Here is a 19,435-nt window from a genome sequence, read left to right as displayed (position 1 = left end):
AACTGCGGGTGTGCTCCCAGCTCTACTGGGCGTCCGACAAGTGGGCTATCGTGGCACGCGCGCGACGTTGGGCTTCGGCCGGGATATCCTTCACGATCGGTTCCAGGAACGCGAAGCGACGCAACCATTGGCTGGATTGGCGTTCCTTCCGGGCATTGGCCCGTTGCCACCAGTCCGCGATGTCACCCCACCCTGGCGCGGCCAACGATCCGCCGACTTGTTGGACGGCCAGGGAGGCGCACAGGTTGGCGAAGCGGAGGCGGTCCCCCAGCCGCCATCCCGAGAGGCATCCCACAATGAAGGCCGCCCCGAAGCAGTCCCCCGCCCCCGTAGGATCCGCAGCCGACACAGGCAAGGAGGGAACCCACTCTTCCTCACCGCTTTCGGAATCGACTGCCACCGCACCCTGGGGGCCAAGGGTCACCACCGCCACCGGAACGCGGTCGGCCAGGGCATACAACGCCGCCCAGGGATCGGACTTGCCGGTGAACGCCATGGCCTCCGGCGCGTTGGGCAGGAAGGCATAGTAATTTTCGAGCTGGTCCAGCCTGCGCTCCGACCATTGTCCGGTCGGGTCCCAACCCACGACGCCGAAGAGCCTGGTGCCGGCTGCCTTTGCTGCGACCATCCACGGCTCCATCTCCTCTTCCAAGTCGGCCACTGCTGCGAGCGCCCGGGGAGGCTGGCCAATCAACTGGGATGAAGTGATCGGGGCAGGGTGGCCGTGCGTGACCATGGAGCGGTCCTGGTTCACGCACATGGAGACGGTCACGGGTGAGTGCCATCCGGGAATCCGCCGGGACAAGGACAGGTCCACGTGTTCCTGTGTTTCCAGGATCTGCCAGTTGTAGTCGCCGTAGCCGTCATCGCCAAAGGTGGCAGCAAGGTTGGTACGCAGTCCAAGCCGGGCTGCGGCGATGGCCTGGTTTGCGACTCCTCCCGGGCAGCTTCCCATCCCCTCGCTCCATACTTCGGTACCGGGTTCAGGTGCTTGGGGAAGGCCCGTGAAAATAATGTCTTGGAAGACCGTGCCGGTCAGGAGGAGATCGCATCCGGCGTCGGCGTCGGACCTCACGGCGGCCAGGGGGTCGAATCGTCGCTGGGGCATAGCGTCCATGAACGGCACACTACGCCGGAGCTTGCAGGGCTGCATAGACTCGGAGCATGCGGCTCATGATCGCCGGTGGTGGCGGGTTCCGGGTTCCCCTTGTGTACCGGGCGTTGTGTGAGGGCCCGTTCGCCGGCCTGGTCAGCGAACTGGTGCTTTACGACGTCGACGATCAACGGCTCAGGGCCATCCAGGCAGTACTGAGCGCCATGCCGTTAACCTCCGGCTCCGTTCCCGCCGTCGTGGGCTGTACGGATCTTGACGAGGCACTCACGGGGGTCGACGTCGTATTCGCGGCCATCCGGCCCGGCGGAACGGCTGGCCGAATCGCTGATGAAGGCGTTGCGTTGTCCCTTGGCCTGCTGGGCCAGGAGACCACCGGCGCCGGGGGAATTTCCTACGCCCTTCGATCCATCCCCCGGATGCTGGAACTCGCCGAGGCCATGCTGCGTCATTGCCCCGAGGCCTGGTTGATCAACTTCACCAACCCTGCGGGAATGGTCACGGAGGCCTTGGTGCCAGTTCTTGGGAAGCGGGTCATCGGGATCTGCGATTCCGCCGGAGGACTGGTCCAGCGGGCATCGCGGGCGGCGGGCTTTGCGCTGGAGGAGGGAAATCTCGACGGCGTGGGCTACTACGGGCTGAACCACCTCGGCTGGCTCTACCGGCTTGCGCCTGGTGGAACGGAGCTGCTGCCCGGGTTGCTGGAGGATCGCGCCGTCCTGGAGTCGCTGGAGGAAGGGCGGCTGTTCGGGCAACACCTCCTGGAGAGACTCGGGTGCATCCCCAACGAGTACCTGTTCTACTACTACCAAACAGCGCAGGCCACGGCAGCCATCCGTGGACAAAGCCAGACCCGTGGGGCGTCCATCCACCAACAGCAGCATTCCCTGTATCCGGAGTTGCTCCGGTCCGGCGATCCCTACGCCCTCTGGGACGCGGCGCGGCGGTCCCGAGAAGAGGGGTACCTTGCCGAAGCCCGCCTCCACGGGGAACAACGGGATGAGGCCGATCTCGCCGGCGGCGGTTATGAGCGGGTGGCCTTGTCCGTCATGCGGGCTCTCGCGGGAGGCGGGACCGCCCAGCTCATCCTCAACGTGCCCAACGCGCCGGTGCTGGCGGCTCACACCGCCGCTGGGGTGGCGGTGCCCGGGTTGCCGGCGGACGCCGTCGTCGAAGTCCCGTCCCAGGTGACGCCCGACGGCGCGGTGGCGGTTGCGCAGGATCGCCCGCCCGGGCAGTTCCTCACCTTGATGCAGCACGTCAAGGAGGTGGAGCGGCTCACGATCCGCGCGGTGCGCGAGCACGACCGCGAGGCAGCTGTCCAGGCCTTTGCCTCGCATCCGTTGGTTGGATCGGAACTGTTGGGCCGGCAACTGCTCGCGGGGTATGAGGAGGCATTTCCCACGCTGGCCGGGCTCTGGGAGTGACGCTCCGGCTTTACAGCTTGCGGTACATCACGTGCAGGCCGACGTAGCCGATCTCAGGGTGGCTGAAGGCCTCCGGGACGGTGGCGAGGATACGGAACCCCATCGACTGCCACAGCCATACGGCCCTGACGTTGCTCTCCACCACGGCGTTGTATTGCATTGAGTAGAAACCTGAGGCTTTGGCCTCCTCAAGGGAGTATGCGCAGAGAGCGCGGGCAATACCCTGGCCCGAATGGTTGGCCGCCACCATATAGCCTGCATTGGCCACGTGGCTTCCGCCGCCGCCCTGGTTGGCATGGAACTCACCGGTGCCCAGGATCTTGCCGGTTTCCTTGTCCACGGCAACAAAGGTCTGGCCGGGAGCTTCCTTGGTCCACTTGGCCTTGGCCGCTTCCTCGGTGGTGTCCCGGTCCCAGGTGAAGGTCTCGCCTTCACGGATCACGGGCTCCAGGATGGACCAGATTCCGGCCCAGTCCTCTGCGCTTGCCTTGCGGATGTCGAAGGTTTGTTCTTGGCTCACAAGCCACACGCTAGCAGCCTTGCACGGCTGGGGGTTTTCCACATAGCGGCGACTTTCCAGCGACTGTCCACATACCGGGGGCACTTTCCCGGGGCATGCACCGGCAGGAGTAGTGTTTTCTGCAGTGAAGTGGTGAAAGTCAGGAGGGATGCCATGCCGATGGTCCGTCGTGTGGCGTTCCTGTCGCTGCATACCTCCCCCATGGAGCAGCCCGGCGCCGGCGATGCCGGCGGAATGAATGTCTACGTTCGAGCTTTGGCAATGGCCCTCGCTGAATCCGGCGTGGAGGTGGAGATTTTCACCCGGGCCACCAAAGCCAGCCAGCCCGCCGTCGAGCATCCCGGCCCGGGCGTGTGCGTCCACAACATTCCTGCCGGACCCCGCCGCAAGGTTCCCAAGGAAGAATTGCCCGAACTCCTGCACCAGATGGTGGTGGAGATAGACAACATCCGGAACCGGCAGCTGCATGGCCGTTACGACGCCATCCATTCCCACTATTGGGTTTCCGGTGTCGCGGGCCTGGAACTGTCCGCTTTGTGGGGCGTCCCGCTGGTGCACACCATGCACACCATGGCGAAGGTGAAGAACCTGGTGCTGCAACCGGGCGAACATCCGGAGCCGCGACGCCGGGAGAACGGCGAGCAAAGGATTGTCGACGGCGCCGACCGCCTGATTGCCAACACCCCCGCCGAGGCTGATGAGCTCGTGTCGCACTATGGAGCGGACCGTGACCGCATTGATGTCGCTCCGCCCGGTGTGGATCTGAACATTTTCACGCCCGCTTTCCGCAAGAAGTCCCGCGCCAGGCTGGACGTGCGGCCGAACAGCTTCCATATCCTGTTCGCAGGCCGGATCCAGCGGCTCAAGGGCCCCCAGATTTTCGTCAAGGCCGCCAGCATCCTCCGTCAGCGGCGACCCGACATTGACCTGGAAATGACCATCCTTGGTGCGCTCAGCGGGGCCAAGGACTTCAATCTCCAGCAAATCATCAGCGACGCCGGAATGGACGACGTCGTTGCTCACCGCCCGCCGGTGGTGGCGACGGAGTTGGCTGGCTGGTTCCGCTCGGCCGACGTCGTAGTGATGCCTTCCTTCAGCGAATCCTTCGGTCTGGTCGCTTTGGAAGCACAGGCGTGCGGCACACCGGTGGTTGCCACCAACGTCGGAGGGCTCTCCCGGGCCATCTCGGATGGCCGCACCGGCATCCTCGTGGACGGACACGACCCCTCCGACTGGGCAGATGCCCTCGAGGATCTGTACGACGACGTCCAAACCCGCGAAGACATGGGCAGGCTCGCTGCCACCCACGCCGAGTCCTTCGGGTGGCAACGCACGGCTGCCATCACTCTGGAGAGCTACCGCGAAGCCGTCGGAGGACTGCTGCTCCCCAGGGGTTGAGGTTCCTCAGCATCCTGCCCCAGTGCTGGTAGATTGGCGCGCACAGCGTGTGCGCCACAAGCGTCAGCCCTGAACGGGAACATCCAGCCGAAGGACAACGATGTCTGAAGACAAGGTCTTGAGTGATCTTGAGATTGCCCATCAAGCCGCCATCCTCCCCATCGAGGAGATCGCCCAGAGAGCCGGCATCCCGCGTGACGCCCTGGAGTTGTACGGGCCTTACAAAGCAAAGATCAACACTGGCAAGCTGGTTGTTCCCGAGAACAAGTCACCGGGAAAAGTGGTCCTGGTCTCTGCCATGTCCCCCACCCCGGCGGGCGAGGGCAAGTCGACCACAACGGTGGGCCTTGCCGATTCCCTGGCACGTGCGGGCCACAAGGTGATGATTGCCCTCAGGGAGCCTTCACTGGGTCCCATTCTTGGAATGAAGGGCGGGGCCACGGGCGGCGGATATTCCCAGGTCCTGCCGATGGACGACATCAATCTGCACTTCACCGGGGATTTCCACGCGATCACCTCAGCGAACAACGCACTCATGGCGTTGGTGGACAACCACATCTTCCAAGGTAACCAGCTTGGCATCGATCCACGGCGCATGACGTTCAAACGCGTGCTGGACATGAATGACCGTGCTTTGCGGGAAGTGGTCATAGGCCTCGGCGGCCCCGCCCAGGGCGTACCGCGCCAGGACGGCTTCGACATCACCGTGGCATCGGAAATCATGGCCGTGTTCTGCCTGGCCTCTGACCTGGACGATCTGCGGACCCGACTGGGCCGGATCACCTTTGGGTACACCTACGACCGCGCACCGGTGACCGTGGCTGATCTCGGCGTCGAAGGCGCGCTCACCATGCTGCTGAAGGACGCCATCAAGCCAAACCTTGTCCAGACCATCGCCGGGACTCCGGCATTGGTTCACGGAGGTCCATTCGCGAACATCGCCCATGGATGCAACTCATTGATCGCCACCAGGACGGCCATGCAGCTGGCTGACGTCGTGGTCACCGAAGCCGGCTTCGGCGCGGACCTTGGCGCAGAAAAGTACATGGACATCAAGGCGCGCATCGCAGACGTGGCGCCATCCGCCGTCGTGGTTGTTGCCACCATCCGTGCGCTCAAAATGCAAGGCGGAGTTCCCAAGGAGCGCCTCAGTGAACCGGACCTGGACGCGATGGCGGCTGGGGTGGAGAACCTTAGGAGGCATCTGCGGAACGTGGCCAAGTTCGGCATCACGCCTGTGGTCTCCATCAACAAGTTCGCCACTGACACTGCCGGGGAACTTGAATGGCTTCTGTCCTGGTGCGCAGCGGAAGGCGTGGAGGCCGCCGTCGCGGACGTCTGGGGCCGCGGAGGCGGAGGCGACGGCGGAGACGAGCTCGCAGCCAAGGTGGCGGCCGCATTGGGCGCGGCGTCGGACTTCCACCACCTCTATCCGCTGGAGCTGCCTGTGGAGGACAAGATCCGGACAATTGTGCAGGAGATCTATGGGGCCGACGGCGTCGAATTCTCGGTGCCTGCGTTGCGTCGGCTGGCGGAGATCGAGAAAAATGGCTGGTCCGGTATGCCTGTCTGCATGGCAAAGACGCAGTATTCATTCACCGATGACGCCTCCAGGCTCGGGGCGCCGAAGGGATTCAGGGTGCATATCCGGGACCTGATTCCCAAAACCGGTGCCGGCTTCATCGTTGCCTTGACCGGCGCCGTCATGACGATGCCCGGGCTGCCCAAGGAACCGGCCGCCATGCGCATGGACGTAGACCCCGACGGCAACCCCACCGGCCTCTTCTGACCCTCTCTCACATCCCCCGTGTTTCCCCCCCAACCCTCACTCACATCCCGACCGCTTCACCCCATCCCTCACTCACATCCCGACCGCTTCACCCCATCCCTCACTCACATCCCCTGTGTTTCCTCCAAACCCTCACTCACATCCCGACCGCTTCACCCCATCCCTCACTCACATCCCCCGTGTTTCCTCCAAACCCTCCTCCATTGGGGTGGGGAACGTGAGAGAGCGACCCGCACAAACCCCGGGAACATGAGAGAGCGACCCGCCCAAACCCCGGGAACATGAGAGAGCGACCCGCCCAAACCCCGGGAACGTGAGAGAGCGACCCGCAAACGACTGACGCCCCCGCACAGAAATGCGGGGGCGTCAGAGGTAACGCGGTGTTTAGCGCTCGATGTCGCCGCGGATGAAGGCTTCAACCTTCTCACGGGCGATGTCGTCGTTGAACTGCTCCGGCGGCGACTTCATGAAGTAGCTGGAGGCAGAGAGCAGCGGGCCGCCGACTCCACGGTCCAGGCCGATCTTGGCGGCGCGGATGGCGTCGATGATCACGCCGGCGGAGTTCGGGGAATCCCAGACCTCAAGCTTGTACTCGAGGGAAACCGGGGCATCGCCGAAGTTGCGGCCCTCAAGGCGGACGAAGGCCCATTTGCGGTCATCGAGCCAGGCAACGTAGTCGGACGGTCCGATGTGGACGTCGTCGGCGTGCAGCTCGGCCTCGACGTTGGAGGTGACGGCCTGGGTCTTGGAGATCTTCTTGGATTCCAAGCGGTCGCGCTCAAGCATGTTCTTGAAGTCCATGTTGCCGCCGACGTTCAGCTGGTACGTACGGTCCAGAGTGACGCCGCGGTCTTCAAACAGCTTTGCCATGACGCGGTGGGTGATGGTGGCACCGATCTGGCTCTTGATGTCGTCGCCAACAATCGGCACGCCTGCTTCGGTGAACTTGTCGGCCCATTCCTTGGTACCGGCAATGAACACGGGGAGGGCGTTCACAAAGGCGACGCCGGCGTCGATGGCGCACTGGGCGTAGAACTTTGCAGCCTGCTCAGAACCGACGGGCAGGTAGCAGACCATGACGTCGACCTTGGCTTCGCGGAGGGCGGCAACGACGTCGACTGCTTCCTCGGAGGCCTCAACGATGGTCTCGCGGTAGTACTTCCCCAAGCCGTCCAGGGTGTGGCCACGCTGAACGGTGACGCCCGTGGCGGGGACGTCGGCGATCTTGATGGTGTTGTTTTCGCTGGCACCGATGGCGTCTGCCAGGTCCAGTCCAACCTTCTTGCCATCAACATCGAAAGCAGCAACGAACTGGACGTCGTTGACGTGGTACTGGCCGAACTCGACGTGCATCAGACCCGGGATCGTGGCCTTGGGGTCAGCGTCGCGGTAGTACTGAACACCTTGGACCAGCGATGCGGCGCAGTTTCCTACGCCGACAATGGCAACACGAATCGGATGTGAAGACACGGAACTCCTTTGAGAACTAAAGCTCAGGTGCCAAGCGCAACCCTGACTGAGCACAAGGCGCGGCTGATTGGCACGGCGCCATTCGGCGCACACTTGCATTGTAGCCAACAGGGAAGGGACCGGCTTTGTTCCCCGCCGGTCCCTTCCGTTTATGTCGTTACTGGACCGCTACTTCTGCGCCCACAGGTTGATGTCGGATTCGACGGCGAACTCGTCGATCGCCGTCAGTTCTTCCGTGCTGAATTCCAGGTTGTTGATGGCGCTGAGGGTGTCTTCGAGCTGGGTCACGCTTGAGGCACCGATCAAAGCCGACGTCACCGGAGAACCCTTTGGCTGGTCCCGGAGGATCCAGGCTACGGCCATTTGGGCGAGCGTCTGCCCACGCTCCTTGGCGATGGCGTTCAGCCCACGAACACGGTCCAGTTTGTCTTCGGTCAGCTGCGACTCGGACAGGAACCGTTCCTTGGCCGCGCGTGAATCCGCCGGCACTCCGTTGAGGTAGCGGTCGGTCAGCATCCCTTGTGCCAGCGGCGAGAAGGCGATGGAACCGGCACCTACCTGGTCCAGGGTTTCGTAGAGGTTGGGTGAGCCGTCCTCGGTCCAGCGGTTCAGCATCGAATAGCTCGGCTGGTGGATCAGGAGCGGAGTGCCAAGTTCCTTGAGGATTCGAGCCGCTTCGAGGGTCTGCTCCGGGGTGTAGGAAGAGATACCCGCGTACAGCGCCTTGCCTGAGCGGACCGCGTAATCCAATGCGCCCATGGTTTCTTCCAGCGGCGTCTCGGGGTCGGGCCGGTGGCTGTAGAAGATGTCAACGTAATCCAGGCCCATGCGTTCGAGGGACTGGTCGAGGCTGGAAATCAGGTACTTGCGCGAGCCCCACTCTCCGTAGGGTCCAGGCCACATGTAGTAGCCGGCCTTGGTGGAGATAACCAGCTCGTCGCGGTAGGGCTTGAAGTCGTCCTTCAGGTGACGCCCAAAGTTCGTTTCAGCAGATCCGTCCGGCGGACCGTAGTTGTTGGCGAGGTCGAAGTGGTTGACTCCGAGATCGAAAGCACGTCGCAGGATGGCGCGTTGCTCGTCGAATCGCTTGTCGTCGCCGAAGTTGTGCCAAAGGCCCAACGAGATGGCGGGCAGCTTGAGTCCGCTGCGTCCGACACGGCGGTAGGGCATTGTTTCGTAGCGGTTTTCCGCGGCCGAATAAGTCATACGCACCATCCTGCCACTGCTGAAACCGGGGCGACGGCGTTGTCCGCCATGTGGGCGCCGTCACCCCGGCCCGGTGGTTGCTTCAGCTGACGCGTACGACGGCGGCGCTACCGCCGGGAAGCGTCAGCGTGTCCTCGTCGAGGACTGCTTCAGGGTCGGTGGCCAGCAACAGTGAGCCTTGGAGGGGGGTCGAGAGTGCGTCCCCACCCAGGTTGCACACCACGCGGACACTGCCGCGGGAGAACTGCAGCCAGTGCTCGTCGTCGTCGAACTCCACGGAGGTATCTCCAAAGCCGCCGTCGACGAGTTCAGGCGTGTTCCGGCGCAGCTGTGCTAAATCCTTGTACAGCTGCAGCAGCCGTGCGTGGTCCCCTTCGCCGGCTTCCTCCCACTTGAGCTTGGAGCGCTGGAACGTCTCGGGATCCTGGGGATCGGGCACGACGGCCGGATCCCACCCCATCCGTTCGAACTCCTTGATCCGGCCCTCGGCTGTAGCCTTGCCCAGGTCCGGTTCCGGGTGGGAAGTGAAGAACTGCCATGGAGTGGACGCCCCGAACTCCTCTCCCATGAACAACATGGGCGTGAAGGGAGAGGTCATGGTCAGGACTGCCCCAACAGCCAATTTGCCGTAGGACAACGACGCCGTGAGCCTGTCGCCGGTTGCCCGGTTTCCGATCTGGTCGTGGTTTTGCAGGCACACCACCAGAGCCGAGGGGTGGGCGAGGTCGTGCCGGATGGGCCGTCCGTGGTGGCGTTCCCGGAAGCTCGAGTAGCTTCCATCGTGGAAGAAGCCGTGCTCGAGGACCTTGGCCAATACGGACAACGAATCGAAGTCCGAATAATAGCCGGTGGTCTCCCCGCTGAGGTTGACGTGGACTGCATGGTGGAAGTCGTCGCTCCACTGGCCTTCCAGTCCGTAGCCGTTGTCCTTGCGGGGGTAGATCAGGCGCGGGTTGTTCAGATCAGATTCCGCAATCAGGGTCCGTGGGATCCCCGTTTCGGATTCGATCTGGTCCCCCAACGCCCCGAAGTCCTCGAGGATGTGCACGGCACGCTCATCACGGAGGGCGTGCACGGCATCGAGGCGGAGTCCGTCCACGTGGTAATCCCGGAGCCACATCGCGGCGTTCTCCAGGATGTAGCGCCGCACATCGTCCGAGCCCGGGCCGTCAAGATTCACTGAGTCGCCCCAGGTGTTGCCCTCCCCCGATTTCAGGTAGGGCCCGAACTTTGGCAGGTAGTTCCCGCTGGGACCGAGGTGGTTGTAGACAACGTCCTGGATGACTCCGAGCCCTGCCGCATGCGCAGCATCAACAAAGCGCTGGTAGGCGGCCGGGCCACCGTAGGGCTCGTGGACGGCGTACCAAAGAACACCGTCGTAGCCCCAGTTGTGCACCCCATTGAACCCGTTGACCGGCAGGAGCTCGATGAAATCGATGCCCAGGTCCACCAGGTAGTCCAATTTCGCAGCGGCAGCATCCAGCGTGCCCTCGGGGGTGAAGGTTCCGAGGTGCAGTTCATAGATGACCGAACCCTTGAGGTGCTTCCCCTTCCACCTGCTGTCCTTCCACTCATGGATGGAAGGGTCGAAAATTGCGGACAGCCCATGGACTCCGTCCGGCTGCCGCCGTGAGCGTGGGTCAGGGAACGGCCCTTCTCCATCCACGAGATAGCCGTACGACACGCCGTCGGCATCCTGCGCTACGACGTCAGCCGGCGCGTGCCACCAACCGTGCGCGGCGGCGTCGTCGAACTGCTCCATGCCGTACTCGTGGCCTCCGGCCACCAGCCGAACGCTCTTGGCGTTCGGCGCCCACACATCAAATCTATTTTTTCCAGCAGCGTGCTTGAGCATGATGTTCCCCTGTACGTTCCTTAAGCGTGCGTTGCCGCGAATTCAGGTTGGCTTCAGTCGGTGGGTACCAGCAGCGCCACCGGGTACCGTTCCAGCAGCTTCCCCACCTGGACGGGGCCGGGGCCGTAGCTTGCTCCGGTGAGTTCGTCCTTGCAGTTCACGGTGAGTTCGATGCTGGTGTCCCGCCAGCCGCCTTCCCGGGCGAGACGCCTGGGCAGACGCGTGGCCACAGTCAATGCACCTCGTCGGCCCGCACCGCGGTCGAAGGCCACAACATGCGCCGCTGCCGCCCCCTGCGCTGCGACGGGCAAGTACCCTTCGAACAGCTCCGGCCGGGTTTTCCGTAGCCTCAGCGCACGGGAAACCACCAGCAGCTTGGCGGATTCCTCCGTGAAGGATGGAGTGGTCCCTTGGTCCAGCTTCGCCAGTGCCGCCTGGCGGGCCTGGAAGTCCACTGGCCGGCGGTTGTCCGGGTCAGTCAGGGAGCCGTCCCTGAACTCCGTGCCTTGGTAGACGTCCGGGACGCCTGGCATGGTGAGCTGGATCAGCTTGGCGGACAGTGAGTTGGAGGTTCCATAGGGTTCCAGCTCGGCCACGAAGTTGGTCAGCGCGGCCGCGACCTCGGGAACGTCGAACGCGGCGTCGACGGCGGCTGCCAGCTGCCGTTCGAACTCCGGGTTCGGGTCGGTCCAGTTGGTTGAATTGCCGGCCTCGCGTGCCGCTTTCAGTGCATAGGACTGAAGGCGTCCGCGGTCTGCCGGCCAAGCACCAACGATCGACTGCCACACCAAGGCAGCCAGCGGGCCGTCCGGGATCGGTGCGAGCTGCTGCACCGTGCCAAGGAACAGTTCCCACTCCGGCACGGCCTCGGAAATGACCGATATCCGGGCCCTGGCGTCCTCGCTCCGCTTGGTGTCGTGCGTGCTCAGGGTGGTCATGGAGTGCGGCAGGAGCTGCTGGCGACGCGCCATCCGCTCGTGGAAGACCCCGTTGGGCAGGGAGAACTCGGTCGGATCCGCGCCGACCTCGGTGAGCGAGCCGAGCCGGGTGTAGCGGAAGAACGCGGTGTCCTCCACCCCCTTGGCCATCACCATGCCCGAGGTCTGCTGGAACCGTTGTGCCAGAGTGTTGCCGGCATCCAGCAGCAGTGGTTGCAGTTTGCCCAGCACTGGTTCAAGTTCGGGACGGTGACGCCCTGCTTTCTCGATCGCCTCGACCAGAGTCTTGCCGCCATGGGGCAGGTAGGTCCGGTAGATGGGGAACCAGCAGATGATCTCGGCCAGGGAATCGGCTACCTTGGCGAACGGCAGCTCCAAGGTGGCCGGCACCAGCCGCGCAAGCCGGAGGATCTCCGAGCGGAGAATGCCGTCGGCGATGCGACGCTTGGTCCCATGGATCATCTCGGCATAATCGGCCGGTTTCTCCGAGTTCCGCAGCCGCGCATCGAGCGAGTTGAGGTATTCCTCGGCCGTGGGGTCCACAAACAGGCGGTCGACGTCCGCGAGGGCGTCGTACCCGGTGGTGCCTTCGCAATTGAAGGTCTCCGGAAGCTGCTCGCCGGGTTCGAGGATCTTCTCCACCAGCAAATAGGCGCCGCCGGTGACTTCGCGAAGCCTTGCAAGGTAGCCTTCAGGATCGGCAAGCCCATCCGGATGGTCGATGCGGAGGCCATCCACCAGGCCCTCACGGAACCAGCGGACAATTTCGGCGTGGGACTCGTCGAAGACCCACGGGATCTCTACACGGATGCCCGCCAGGGTGTTCACGGCGAAGAACCGGCGGTAGTTCAGGTCCGCGTCTGCCCGTCGCCAACCGATCAACTCGTAGTTCTGGCGTGAGTGGACATCCTTGGGGCTGTCGCCGGCCCCGTACGTTCCATCAGCCAACGGGAAACGGTGATCGTAGTAGTGCAGTTCGCCGTCCACGACCTTGAGTTCATCGAGGTCGTCGTCGCTGCCGAGCACCGGGATCCGGATCTTGCCGCCGCCGAAATCCCAGTCGACGTCGAACGCTTCGGCGTACTTGGACTCCTGCCCTTCCTTCAGGAGGCTCCACCACCAGGCATTCTGCTTGGGAGAGGCAACACCCATGTGGTTGGGCACGATGTCCGCAAGAATCCCGAGGCCGTTCTCCTTGGCAGCCTTGGACAGTGCGGCCAAGCCCTCGGGACCTCCCCTGGCCGGGTCCACGGTGGAAGGGTCGGTCACGTCATAGCCATGGTCCGATCCCTGCTCGGCGGTCAGGATTGGCGAGACGTAAACCCAACCGATTCCCAGTGATTTCAGGTAGCCGATGAGCCCGGCGGCATCCTGCAAGGTGAAACCGGGACGGATTTGGAGGCGGTACGTGGAGACTGGCGTCCTCATGATTCCGTCTCCTCCGCTTCGCCGGCTTCAGCAGCATCGCTGTCGTCGCTGGCTCCAGCAGCCTCTGCAGGAGCAGCCTCTTCTGCAGGGGCCTCCTTGTAGTCATACGGCAGGGACGTCACGGCGGGCGCCGTGATGGAGGCCGTTTCCGGGGTGCTGGTCTGCGTCAGGGCTGCCAGCGAGGCGGCCACGGAGTGGTCCGGTTCGATCTCGGGGGTGCTGTGGGCACGCAGTACCACCAGCGACTTGCCGCCGACCGAGAGGATCTGGTCCGGCTTGATGACGCCGGCTTCCGCGCCCTCTCCTGCGGTATCGATCATCACGTCCCAGGCCGGTGCGTACTCGTCGGAAGGAATCCGGAAGTCCACCTCTTCCTGGTCCGCGTTGAAGTACAGGAGGAAGTTGACGTCGGTGATGCGTCGGCCTTGGTTGTCGCGGCCGTGGATGCCGTCACCGTTAAGGAACACACCCACCGAACGGCCCAGGGCTTCGTCCCAGTCCGAAGGACTCATGGTGGTTCCGTCAGCGTCCAACCAGACGATGTCCGGAAGCCGCTCCCCCTCCCCACGCAAAACGGGACGCCCGTCGAAGAATCGGCTGCGCCGCAAACTGGGGTGCTTGGCACGCAGGGCACTGACTGCCGCGGTGAACTCAATCAGCGGTTGGTCCACGTGCTCCCAGTTGATCCAGGTCAGTTCGGAGTCCTGGCAGTAGCCGTTGTTGTTGCCCTGCTGGGTCCGGCCCAGTTCGTCACCGTGCAGGAGCATCGGGACGCCCTGGGACAGGAACAGGGAGGCGATGAAGTTGCGCTGCTGGCGTGCCCGCAGAGCGAGGACGGTGGGGTCGTCGGTCGGTCCTTCGATGCCACAGTTCCAGGAGCGGTTGTGGGATTCGCCGTCGTTGTTGTCCTCGCCGTTGGCCTCGTTGTGCTTCTCGTTGTAGGACACCAGGTCCATCAGGGTGAAGCCATCGTGGGCGGTGACGAAGTTGATGGATGCGAACGGACGGCGCCCCGAGTGCTCGTAGAGGTCCGCCGAGCCCGTCAGCCGCGACGCGAATTCACCGAGCGTGGAGGGCTCGCCCCGCCAGAAGTCGCGGACGGTGTCGCGGTACTTGCCGTTCCATTCCGTCCACTGTGGCGGGAAGTTGCCCACCTGGTAGCCGCCGGGTCCGACATCCCACGGTTCTGCAATGAGCTTCACCTGGGACACTACGGGGTCCTGCTGGATCAGTTCGAAGAACGTGGAGAGCTTGTCGACGTCGTAGAACTCGCGGGCCAAGGTGGAGGCGAGGTCGAAGCGGAACCCGTCCACGTGCATTTCGGTCACCCAATACCGCAGCGAGTCCATAAGCAGCTGCAAGGAGTGCGGGCTGCGCACGTTCAGGGAGTTACCCGTGCCCGTGTAGTCCATGTAGTACTTCTGGTCGTCTTCCACCAGGCGGTAGTAGGCCGAGTTGTCGATGCCCTTGAAGGACAGCGTGGGGCCCAGGTGGTTGCCTTCAGCGGTGTGGTTGTAGACGACATCGAGAATGACCTCAATGCCGGCGTTGTGCAGCGAACGGACCATGGCCTTGAAGTCCTGGACCTGCTGGCCGGTATCGCCCTTGGAGCTGTAGCTGTTGTGCGGGGCGAAGAAGCCGATGGTGTTGTAGCCCCAGTAGTTGCTCAGGCCCTTGTCCTGGAGGATCCCGTCGTTGACAAACTGGTGCACCGGCATCAGTTCGATGGCCGTGACGCCCAGCTTCTGCAGGTGCGAAATCACTGCCGGGTGCGCAACGCCGGCGTACGTTCCGCGCTGCTCTTCCGGGACCTCGGGGTGCAGCTGCGTGAGTCCCTTGACATGGGCTTCGTAGATGACCGACTTGTGGTACGGGATCCTGGGGAGCTTGTCGCCGTCCCAGTCGAAGAAGGGGTTGATGACGACGCCCAGCATCATGTGTGCTGCTGAATCCTCGTCATTGCGGGAGTCGGGGTCTCCCAGGTTGTACGAAAACAGGGAAGGATCCCAGTCGATTTGCCGGTGCACTGCCTTGGCGTAGGGGTCGAGCAGGAGCTTGTTGGGGTTGAAGCGTTGGCCGGCGTCGGGGTCGTAGGGACCGTGGACGCGGTAGCCGTATTTCTGTCCGGGCTGCACCGTCGGGAGGTAACAGTGCCAAACATAGCCGTCCACTTCCACAACGTCGACGCGGACTTCGCCGCCGTCGTCGTCGAAGAGGCACAGTTCAACCCGCTCAGCCCTTTCGCTGAACAGTGCAAAGTTGGTGCCGGTACCGTCAAACGTGGCTCCGAGCGGATAAGCCGATCCAGGCCAGACTTCCATGCGTTCTCCTCTTGCTGATGCGAACAACTGTTGCAAGCCTACTCATGACCCTGACAACGACAGCAACCTTACGGTATTGTTCGGTCGTATTCCGCGCTGAGCGAACCCATGACGCGCGAAACGGCCTCAGCGATCGCCGAGGCTGTAATGGGGCCACCATAACAATCTGCCGAAGCCAGCGCTCCCGCCCGCCCATGGATGCTTGCTGCCACGGCTGCAACAGCAGCCCAGCGGTCGTCAGGGTCCAAACCCAAAGCGGCATATGCGCCGTCGTCGTCTGCCAGCTCTTGCGCAGCCTGCGCCACCAAGGCTCCGAGGACCCCTGCCAGGACGTCGCCGCTCCCGGCGGTCGCCATCCAGGGGGTGCCGTCGGACTGGCTGAACACAGTTCCCGACGGCGATGCCACCACGGTGGTGGCACCCTTCAGGAGCACTGTGGCCCCGGTTTGTTGCGCGGCCTGCCGTACGAAGTGCAGGGGGCGGGATTCGACGTCGGAGCGGGTTACGGCCACTTCGCCTGTGGAAGGCAGCGAGTCCAGCAGCGTCGCGAGTTCACCGGCATGCGGAGTGAGGATCCAGTGCGGCGGGCAGTGGCTTGGCAGGAGGCTCAGAGCCCCCGCGTCCACGACCACCGGAAGGTCATCACGGAGCGCAGTCTCAACGGCAGCTCCTGCCCGGCCAAGCTGTTCCTGCCCATCAACGCCCGGACCCATCACCCAGGCCTGCACCCGGCCCGGGTCCTGGGGCTCCCACAGGGCTTCCGGGGTCCGGCTGAGAACCATCCTGGCCGCTGATTCAGGGCCGAGGTACCGCACCATGCCAACCCCGGCCAGAGCAGAGGCATGCACGCTCAAAACAGCTGCGCCGGCGAAGCGGCTGGAGCCTGCAACGATTCCCAAGACGCCCCGGGAGTATTTGTGGGCGCGCCGTGATGGGCGGGGCAACAAGGCGCCCAGGTCCCGGGCCGTGAGCCGGCGCAGTCCCGGCGGTTCATGCAGCAGCGTGGACTCGATGCCGATCTCCACCAGTTCGACGCGGCCGGCGCAGCCTTCACCGGGGTCACTCAGCAGGCCGGCTTTGATGCCGCCGAAAGTGACAGTGATATCGGCATCCAGGACAGGCCAGTGGACCTCTCCCGTGCCTGCATCCAGGCCGCTGGGAACATCGCATGCCACCACCAGCGGAGGCCGCAGCTCCTGGAGCCCCGCTACCAGCTCGGCAGCGGCGTCACGCAAGCCGCCGCGGGCTCCCGTACCCAGGAGGGCATCGATGACCACGTCCTGGCCGGCGCACAGGACCGCGAGCTCTTCCGCGTTCGAAGCCTCCAGCCGCAAAACCCGGCCGCCAGCAGCCTTGAAGGCAGCCAGAGCCTCCGAGTGGACAGTTTCCGAGGCGAGTATCGCCGTCGTCCGCATTCCGCGGCGGGCAAGCTGCGCCGCAGCGTAGAGACCGTCGCCCCCGTTGTTGCCTTTGCCGACAAGAACCGTCGCGCCCGCTCCTGCCAGCCGGCGCTTTTTCCTCAGCTCGCGGATCACCGCTTGGGCAAGGCCATAGGCTGCCCGCTGCATAAGAACAGCGCCCTCACCGGAGTCCAGGAGCGGTTGTTCCGCGTCCCTGATCTGTTGTCCGGTGAAGGCGCTGATCATGTTTCGTTGTGTCCGTCTAGCCCTCGGCGAGCACGGTCGCCGTGGCGATGCCGCCGTCGTGGCTCATTGACAGGTGCCAGCGCTTGACGCCCTTGGCCTCAGCGACGGCAAGCACGGTGCCCTTGACCTGAACGGTTGGACCGTTCTGGTCCAGGCCGATCCAGCAGTCCTGCCAGTTCATGCCCGCAGGCGCGCCCAGAACCTTGGCAACGGCTTCCTTGGCCGCGAAACGGGCTGCCAAGGACCGCGTGTTGAGTTCGCGCTCAGCCGGCACGAACAGCCGGTCCCTCAGGCCTGGAGTCCGTTCAAGCTGCCGGCCAAACCGCTCAATGTCTACGACGTCTACGCCAATGCCAACAATCATGGCGTTATTCTACGGTGACGCTCTTGGCGAGGTTACGCGGCTGGTCGACGTCGTAACCCTTCGCCCCGGCCAGTTCGGCAGCAAAGATCTGCAGCGGAACCGTGGTGAGCAGCGGCATGAGCAGCGTCGGCGTTTCGGGAACGTAGAACACCTGCTCCGCGTAGTCCTTGACCGACTCGTCGCCCTCTTCAGCGATGACCAGGGTACGTGCACCGCGTGCGCGGACTTCCTGGATGTTGCTGACCACCTTGGAGTGCAGCGAGTCGCGGCCGCGCGGGGAAGGCACGACGACGAAGACCGGCTGGCCGTCATCGATCAGGGCGATCGGGCCGTGCTTGAGTTCGCCCGCGGCGAAGCCTTCAGCGTGGATGTAGGCGATTTCCTTGAGCTTCAGCGCACCTTCGAGAGCCACCGGGTACCCCACGTGGCGGCCCAGGAACAGCACGGACTTTTCGTCCTTCATGCTGCGGGCGAGCTCGCGCAGCGGACCTGCGTTGTCGAGGATCGTCTGGATCTTGGCCGGGATCTTGTTCAGGTCCGCGAGGACATCCTTGATCTGGCCGGAGAAGATGTTGCCGCGCAGCTGGGCCAGGTAGAGGCCCAGGAGGTAGGCGGCAGTGATCTGCGCGAGGAATGCCTTGGTGGACGCAACAGCGATTTCCGGCCCGGCGTGCGTGTAGAGCACAGCGTCGGATTCACGCGGAATGGTGGAGCCGTTGGTGTTGCAGATGGAGATCGTCTTGGCGCCCTGTTCGCGGGCGTAGCGGACGGCCATCAGGGTGTCCATGGTTTCACCGGACTGGCTGATGGAAACCACCAGCGTCTTGGCGTCCACAATCGGATCGCGGTAGCGGAACTCGTGGGCGAGCTCCACCTCCGTGGGGATACGGCACCAGTTCTCGATGGCGTACTTGGCCACCAGGCCGGCGTACGCGGCAGTACCACAGGCGAGGACGATGATCTTGTCCACCTGCTTAAGGAGCTCCGGGTCGATCCGGAGCTCGTCCAGGGTCAGCTGGCCGTTGAGGTCCGAGCGGCCCAGGAGGGTCTGCGCCACGGCGTCAGGCTGGTCGTGGATTTCCTTCTCCATGAAGGAGTTGAAGCCACCCTTTTCAGCCGATGCCGGGTCCCAGTCAACGTGGTATTCCTTGCCTTCGGCGGGAGCGCCGAAGAAGTCCGTGATCTCCACAGAGTCGGCCGTGATGGTGACGATCTGGTCCTGGCCCAGTTCCACCGCGCGGCGCGTGTAGTCAATGAAGCCGGAGACGTCGGAGCCGAGGAAGTTCTCGCCATCGCCCAGGCCCACTACCAGGGGTGAGTTGCGCCGGGCAGCAACCACGACGTCGGGCTGGTCCGCGTGCACTGCCAGAAGCGTGAACGCACCCTCAAGGCGCTGGCAGGCCAGGCGCATCGCTTCGGTGAGGTTGCCGCCGTCGCCCTTGAGCTGGTTCCGGAAGATGTCACCCAGAAGGGCGGCAGCCACTTCGGTGTCGGTTTCCGATTCGAACGTGACACCCTTGGCGAGCAGTTCCTGGCGGAGCTCAGCGAAGTTCTCAATGATGCCGTTGTGGATGACAGCCAGGCGGCCGCCATCGGAGAGGTGCGGGTGGGCGTTACGGTCGGTGGGGCCACCGTGAGTGGCCCACCTCGTGTGGCCAATGCCCGTCAGCGACTCGGGAACGGGATGAGCTTCCAGTTCCGCGACCAGATTGCTCAGCTTGCCGGACTTTTTACGCGATGAGATTGCCCCATCGGCTACTACTGCGATGCCAGCGGAGTCATATCCGCGGTACTCCAGACGGCGCAGCCCTTCCACCACGACGTCAAGGGCGCTGTAACCAGCTGCCTCGCGAGACGAATTGCCAACATAGCCTACGATTCCACACATGGATACAAGCCTAGCGGCTTCTGCAAACAACTGACGTGGGACATCCTATTTCCTAGACTACTTGCTCCCCGTTT

Annotated in this window: 13 protein-coding genes; 3 read left to right on the top strand and 10 right to left on the bottom strand. The window is 63.9% G+C overall.

Translation table 11 applies throughout. The features are described 5' to 3' along the window. Positions 1 to 22: 22 nt before the first annotated feature. On the bottom strand, positions 23 to 1,117 hold the full coding sequence (locus FDP28_RS04925; RefSeq protein WP_260842339.1) for a carbohydrate kinase family protein: 1,095 nt from the start codon (positions 1,115 to 1,117) through the stop codon (positions 23 to 25). A 47-nt stretch (positions 1,118 to 1,164) separates the two neighbouring features. On the opposite strand from FDP28_RS04925, the gene FDP28_RS04920 reads away from it, so the two are divergent. Next, a complete protein-coding gene (locus FDP28_RS04920; protein ID WP_144659465.1) occupies positions 1,165 to 2,538 on the top strand; it encodes a family 4 glycosyl hydrolase in 1,374 nt (457 codons plus the stop codon). 10 nt (positions 2,539 to 2,548) lie between these two features. On the opposite strand, the gene FDP28_RS04915 is transcribed toward FDP28_RS04920, so the two are convergent. Beyond that, a complete protein-coding gene (locus tag FDP28_RS04915; protein ID WP_260842338.1) occupies positions 2,549 to 3,058 on the bottom strand; it encodes a GNAT family N-acetyltransferase in 510 nt (169 codons plus the stop codon). Positions 3,059 to 3,211: 153 nt separating this feature from the next. Here FDP28_RS04915 and mshA point away from each other — a divergent pair, with 153 nt between their 5' ends. Both mshA and FDP28_RS04905 read left to right on the top strand, forming a co-directional pair. Next, complete coding sequence (gene mshA, locus FDP28_RS04910; RefSeq protein WP_144659461.1) at positions 3,212 to 4,456, top strand: D-inositol-3-phosphate glycosyltransferase; 1,245 nt, start codon at positions 3,212 to 3,214, stop codon at positions 4,454 to 4,456. 100 nt (positions 4,457 to 4,556) lie between these two features. Then, positions 4,557 to 6,245: a formate--tetrahydrofolate ligase gene (locus FDP28_RS04905; protein WP_144659458.1), complete on the top strand. Its 1,689-nt coding sequence runs from the start codon at positions 4,557 to 4,559 to the stop codon at positions 6,243 to 6,245. A gap of 384 nt (positions 6,246 to 6,629) precedes the next feature. On the opposite strand, the gene FDP28_RS04900 is transcribed toward FDP28_RS04905, so the two are convergent. The 8 genes from FDP28_RS04900 to glmS form a co-directional block, all read right to left on the bottom strand. Beyond that, positions 6,630 to 7,715: an inositol-3-phosphate synthase gene (locus tag FDP28_RS04900; RefSeq protein ID WP_144659455.1), complete on the bottom strand. Its 1,086-nt coding sequence runs from the start codon at positions 7,713 to 7,715 to the stop codon at positions 6,630 to 6,632. 168 nt (positions 7,716 to 7,883) lie between these two features. After that, the gene (mgrA, locus tag FDP28_RS04895; protein ID WP_144659453.1) at positions 7,884 to 8,921 is read right to left on the bottom strand and encodes an L-glyceraldehyde 3-phosphate reductase; all 1,038 of its coding nucleotides are present in this window, start codon (positions 8,919 to 8,921) and stop codon (positions 7,884 to 7,886) included. An 82-nt stretch (positions 8,922 to 9,003) separates the two neighbouring features. Continuing rightward, a complete protein-coding gene (gene treZ, locus FDP28_RS04890) occupies positions 9,004 to 10,776 on the bottom strand; it encodes a malto-oligosyltrehalose trehalohydrolase (RefSeq protein WP_144659452.1) in 1,773 nt (590 codons plus the stop codon). Between the two features lie 53 nt (positions 10,777 to 10,829). Continuing rightward, complete coding sequence (gene treY / locus FDP28_RS04885; protein WP_144659451.1) at positions 10,830 to 13,142, bottom strand: malto-oligosyltrehalose synthase; 2,313 nt, start codon at positions 13,140 to 13,142, stop codon at positions 10,830 to 10,832. Further along, entirely contained in the window at positions 13,139 to 15,463 is a 2,325-nt protein-coding gene (gene glgX / locus FDP28_RS04880; RefSeq protein WP_144659450.1) for a glycogen debranching protein GlgX, read from the bottom strand. The genes treY and glgX overlap by 4 nt, the downstream gene beginning before the upstream one ends. A gap of 68 nt (positions 15,464 to 15,531) precedes the next feature. After that, complete coding sequence (locus tag FDP28_RS04875) at positions 15,532 to 17,109, bottom strand: NAD(P)H-hydrate dehydratase (protein ID WP_186313509.1); 1,578 nt, start codon at positions 17,107 to 17,109, stop codon at positions 15,532 to 15,534. Between the two features lie 16 nt (positions 17,110 to 17,125). Further along, the gene (locus FDP28_RS04870; protein ID WP_066277757.1) at positions 17,126 to 17,473 is read right to left on the bottom strand and encodes a holo-ACP synthase; all 348 of its coding nucleotides are present in this window, start codon (positions 17,471 to 17,473) and stop codon (positions 17,126 to 17,128) included. A 4-nt stretch (positions 17,474 to 17,477) separates the two neighbouring features. Continuing rightward, positions 17,478 to 19,361, bottom strand: a complete 1,884-nt coding sequence (gene glmS / locus FDP28_RS04865) for a glutamine--fructose-6-phosphate transaminase (isomerizing) (RefSeq protein WP_144659449.1) — start codon at positions 19,359 to 19,361, stop codon at positions 17,478 to 17,480. Positions 19,362 to 19,435: the final 74 nt, after the last annotated feature.

The sequence above is a fragment of the Paenarthrobacter nicotinovorans genome (assembly GCF_007670255.1).
GTDB lineage: Bacteria > Actinomycetota > Actinomycetes > Actinomycetales > Micrococcaceae > Arthrobacter > Arthrobacter nicotinovorans_B.
This window is presented reverse-complemented; position numbering and strand designations above follow the sequence as displayed.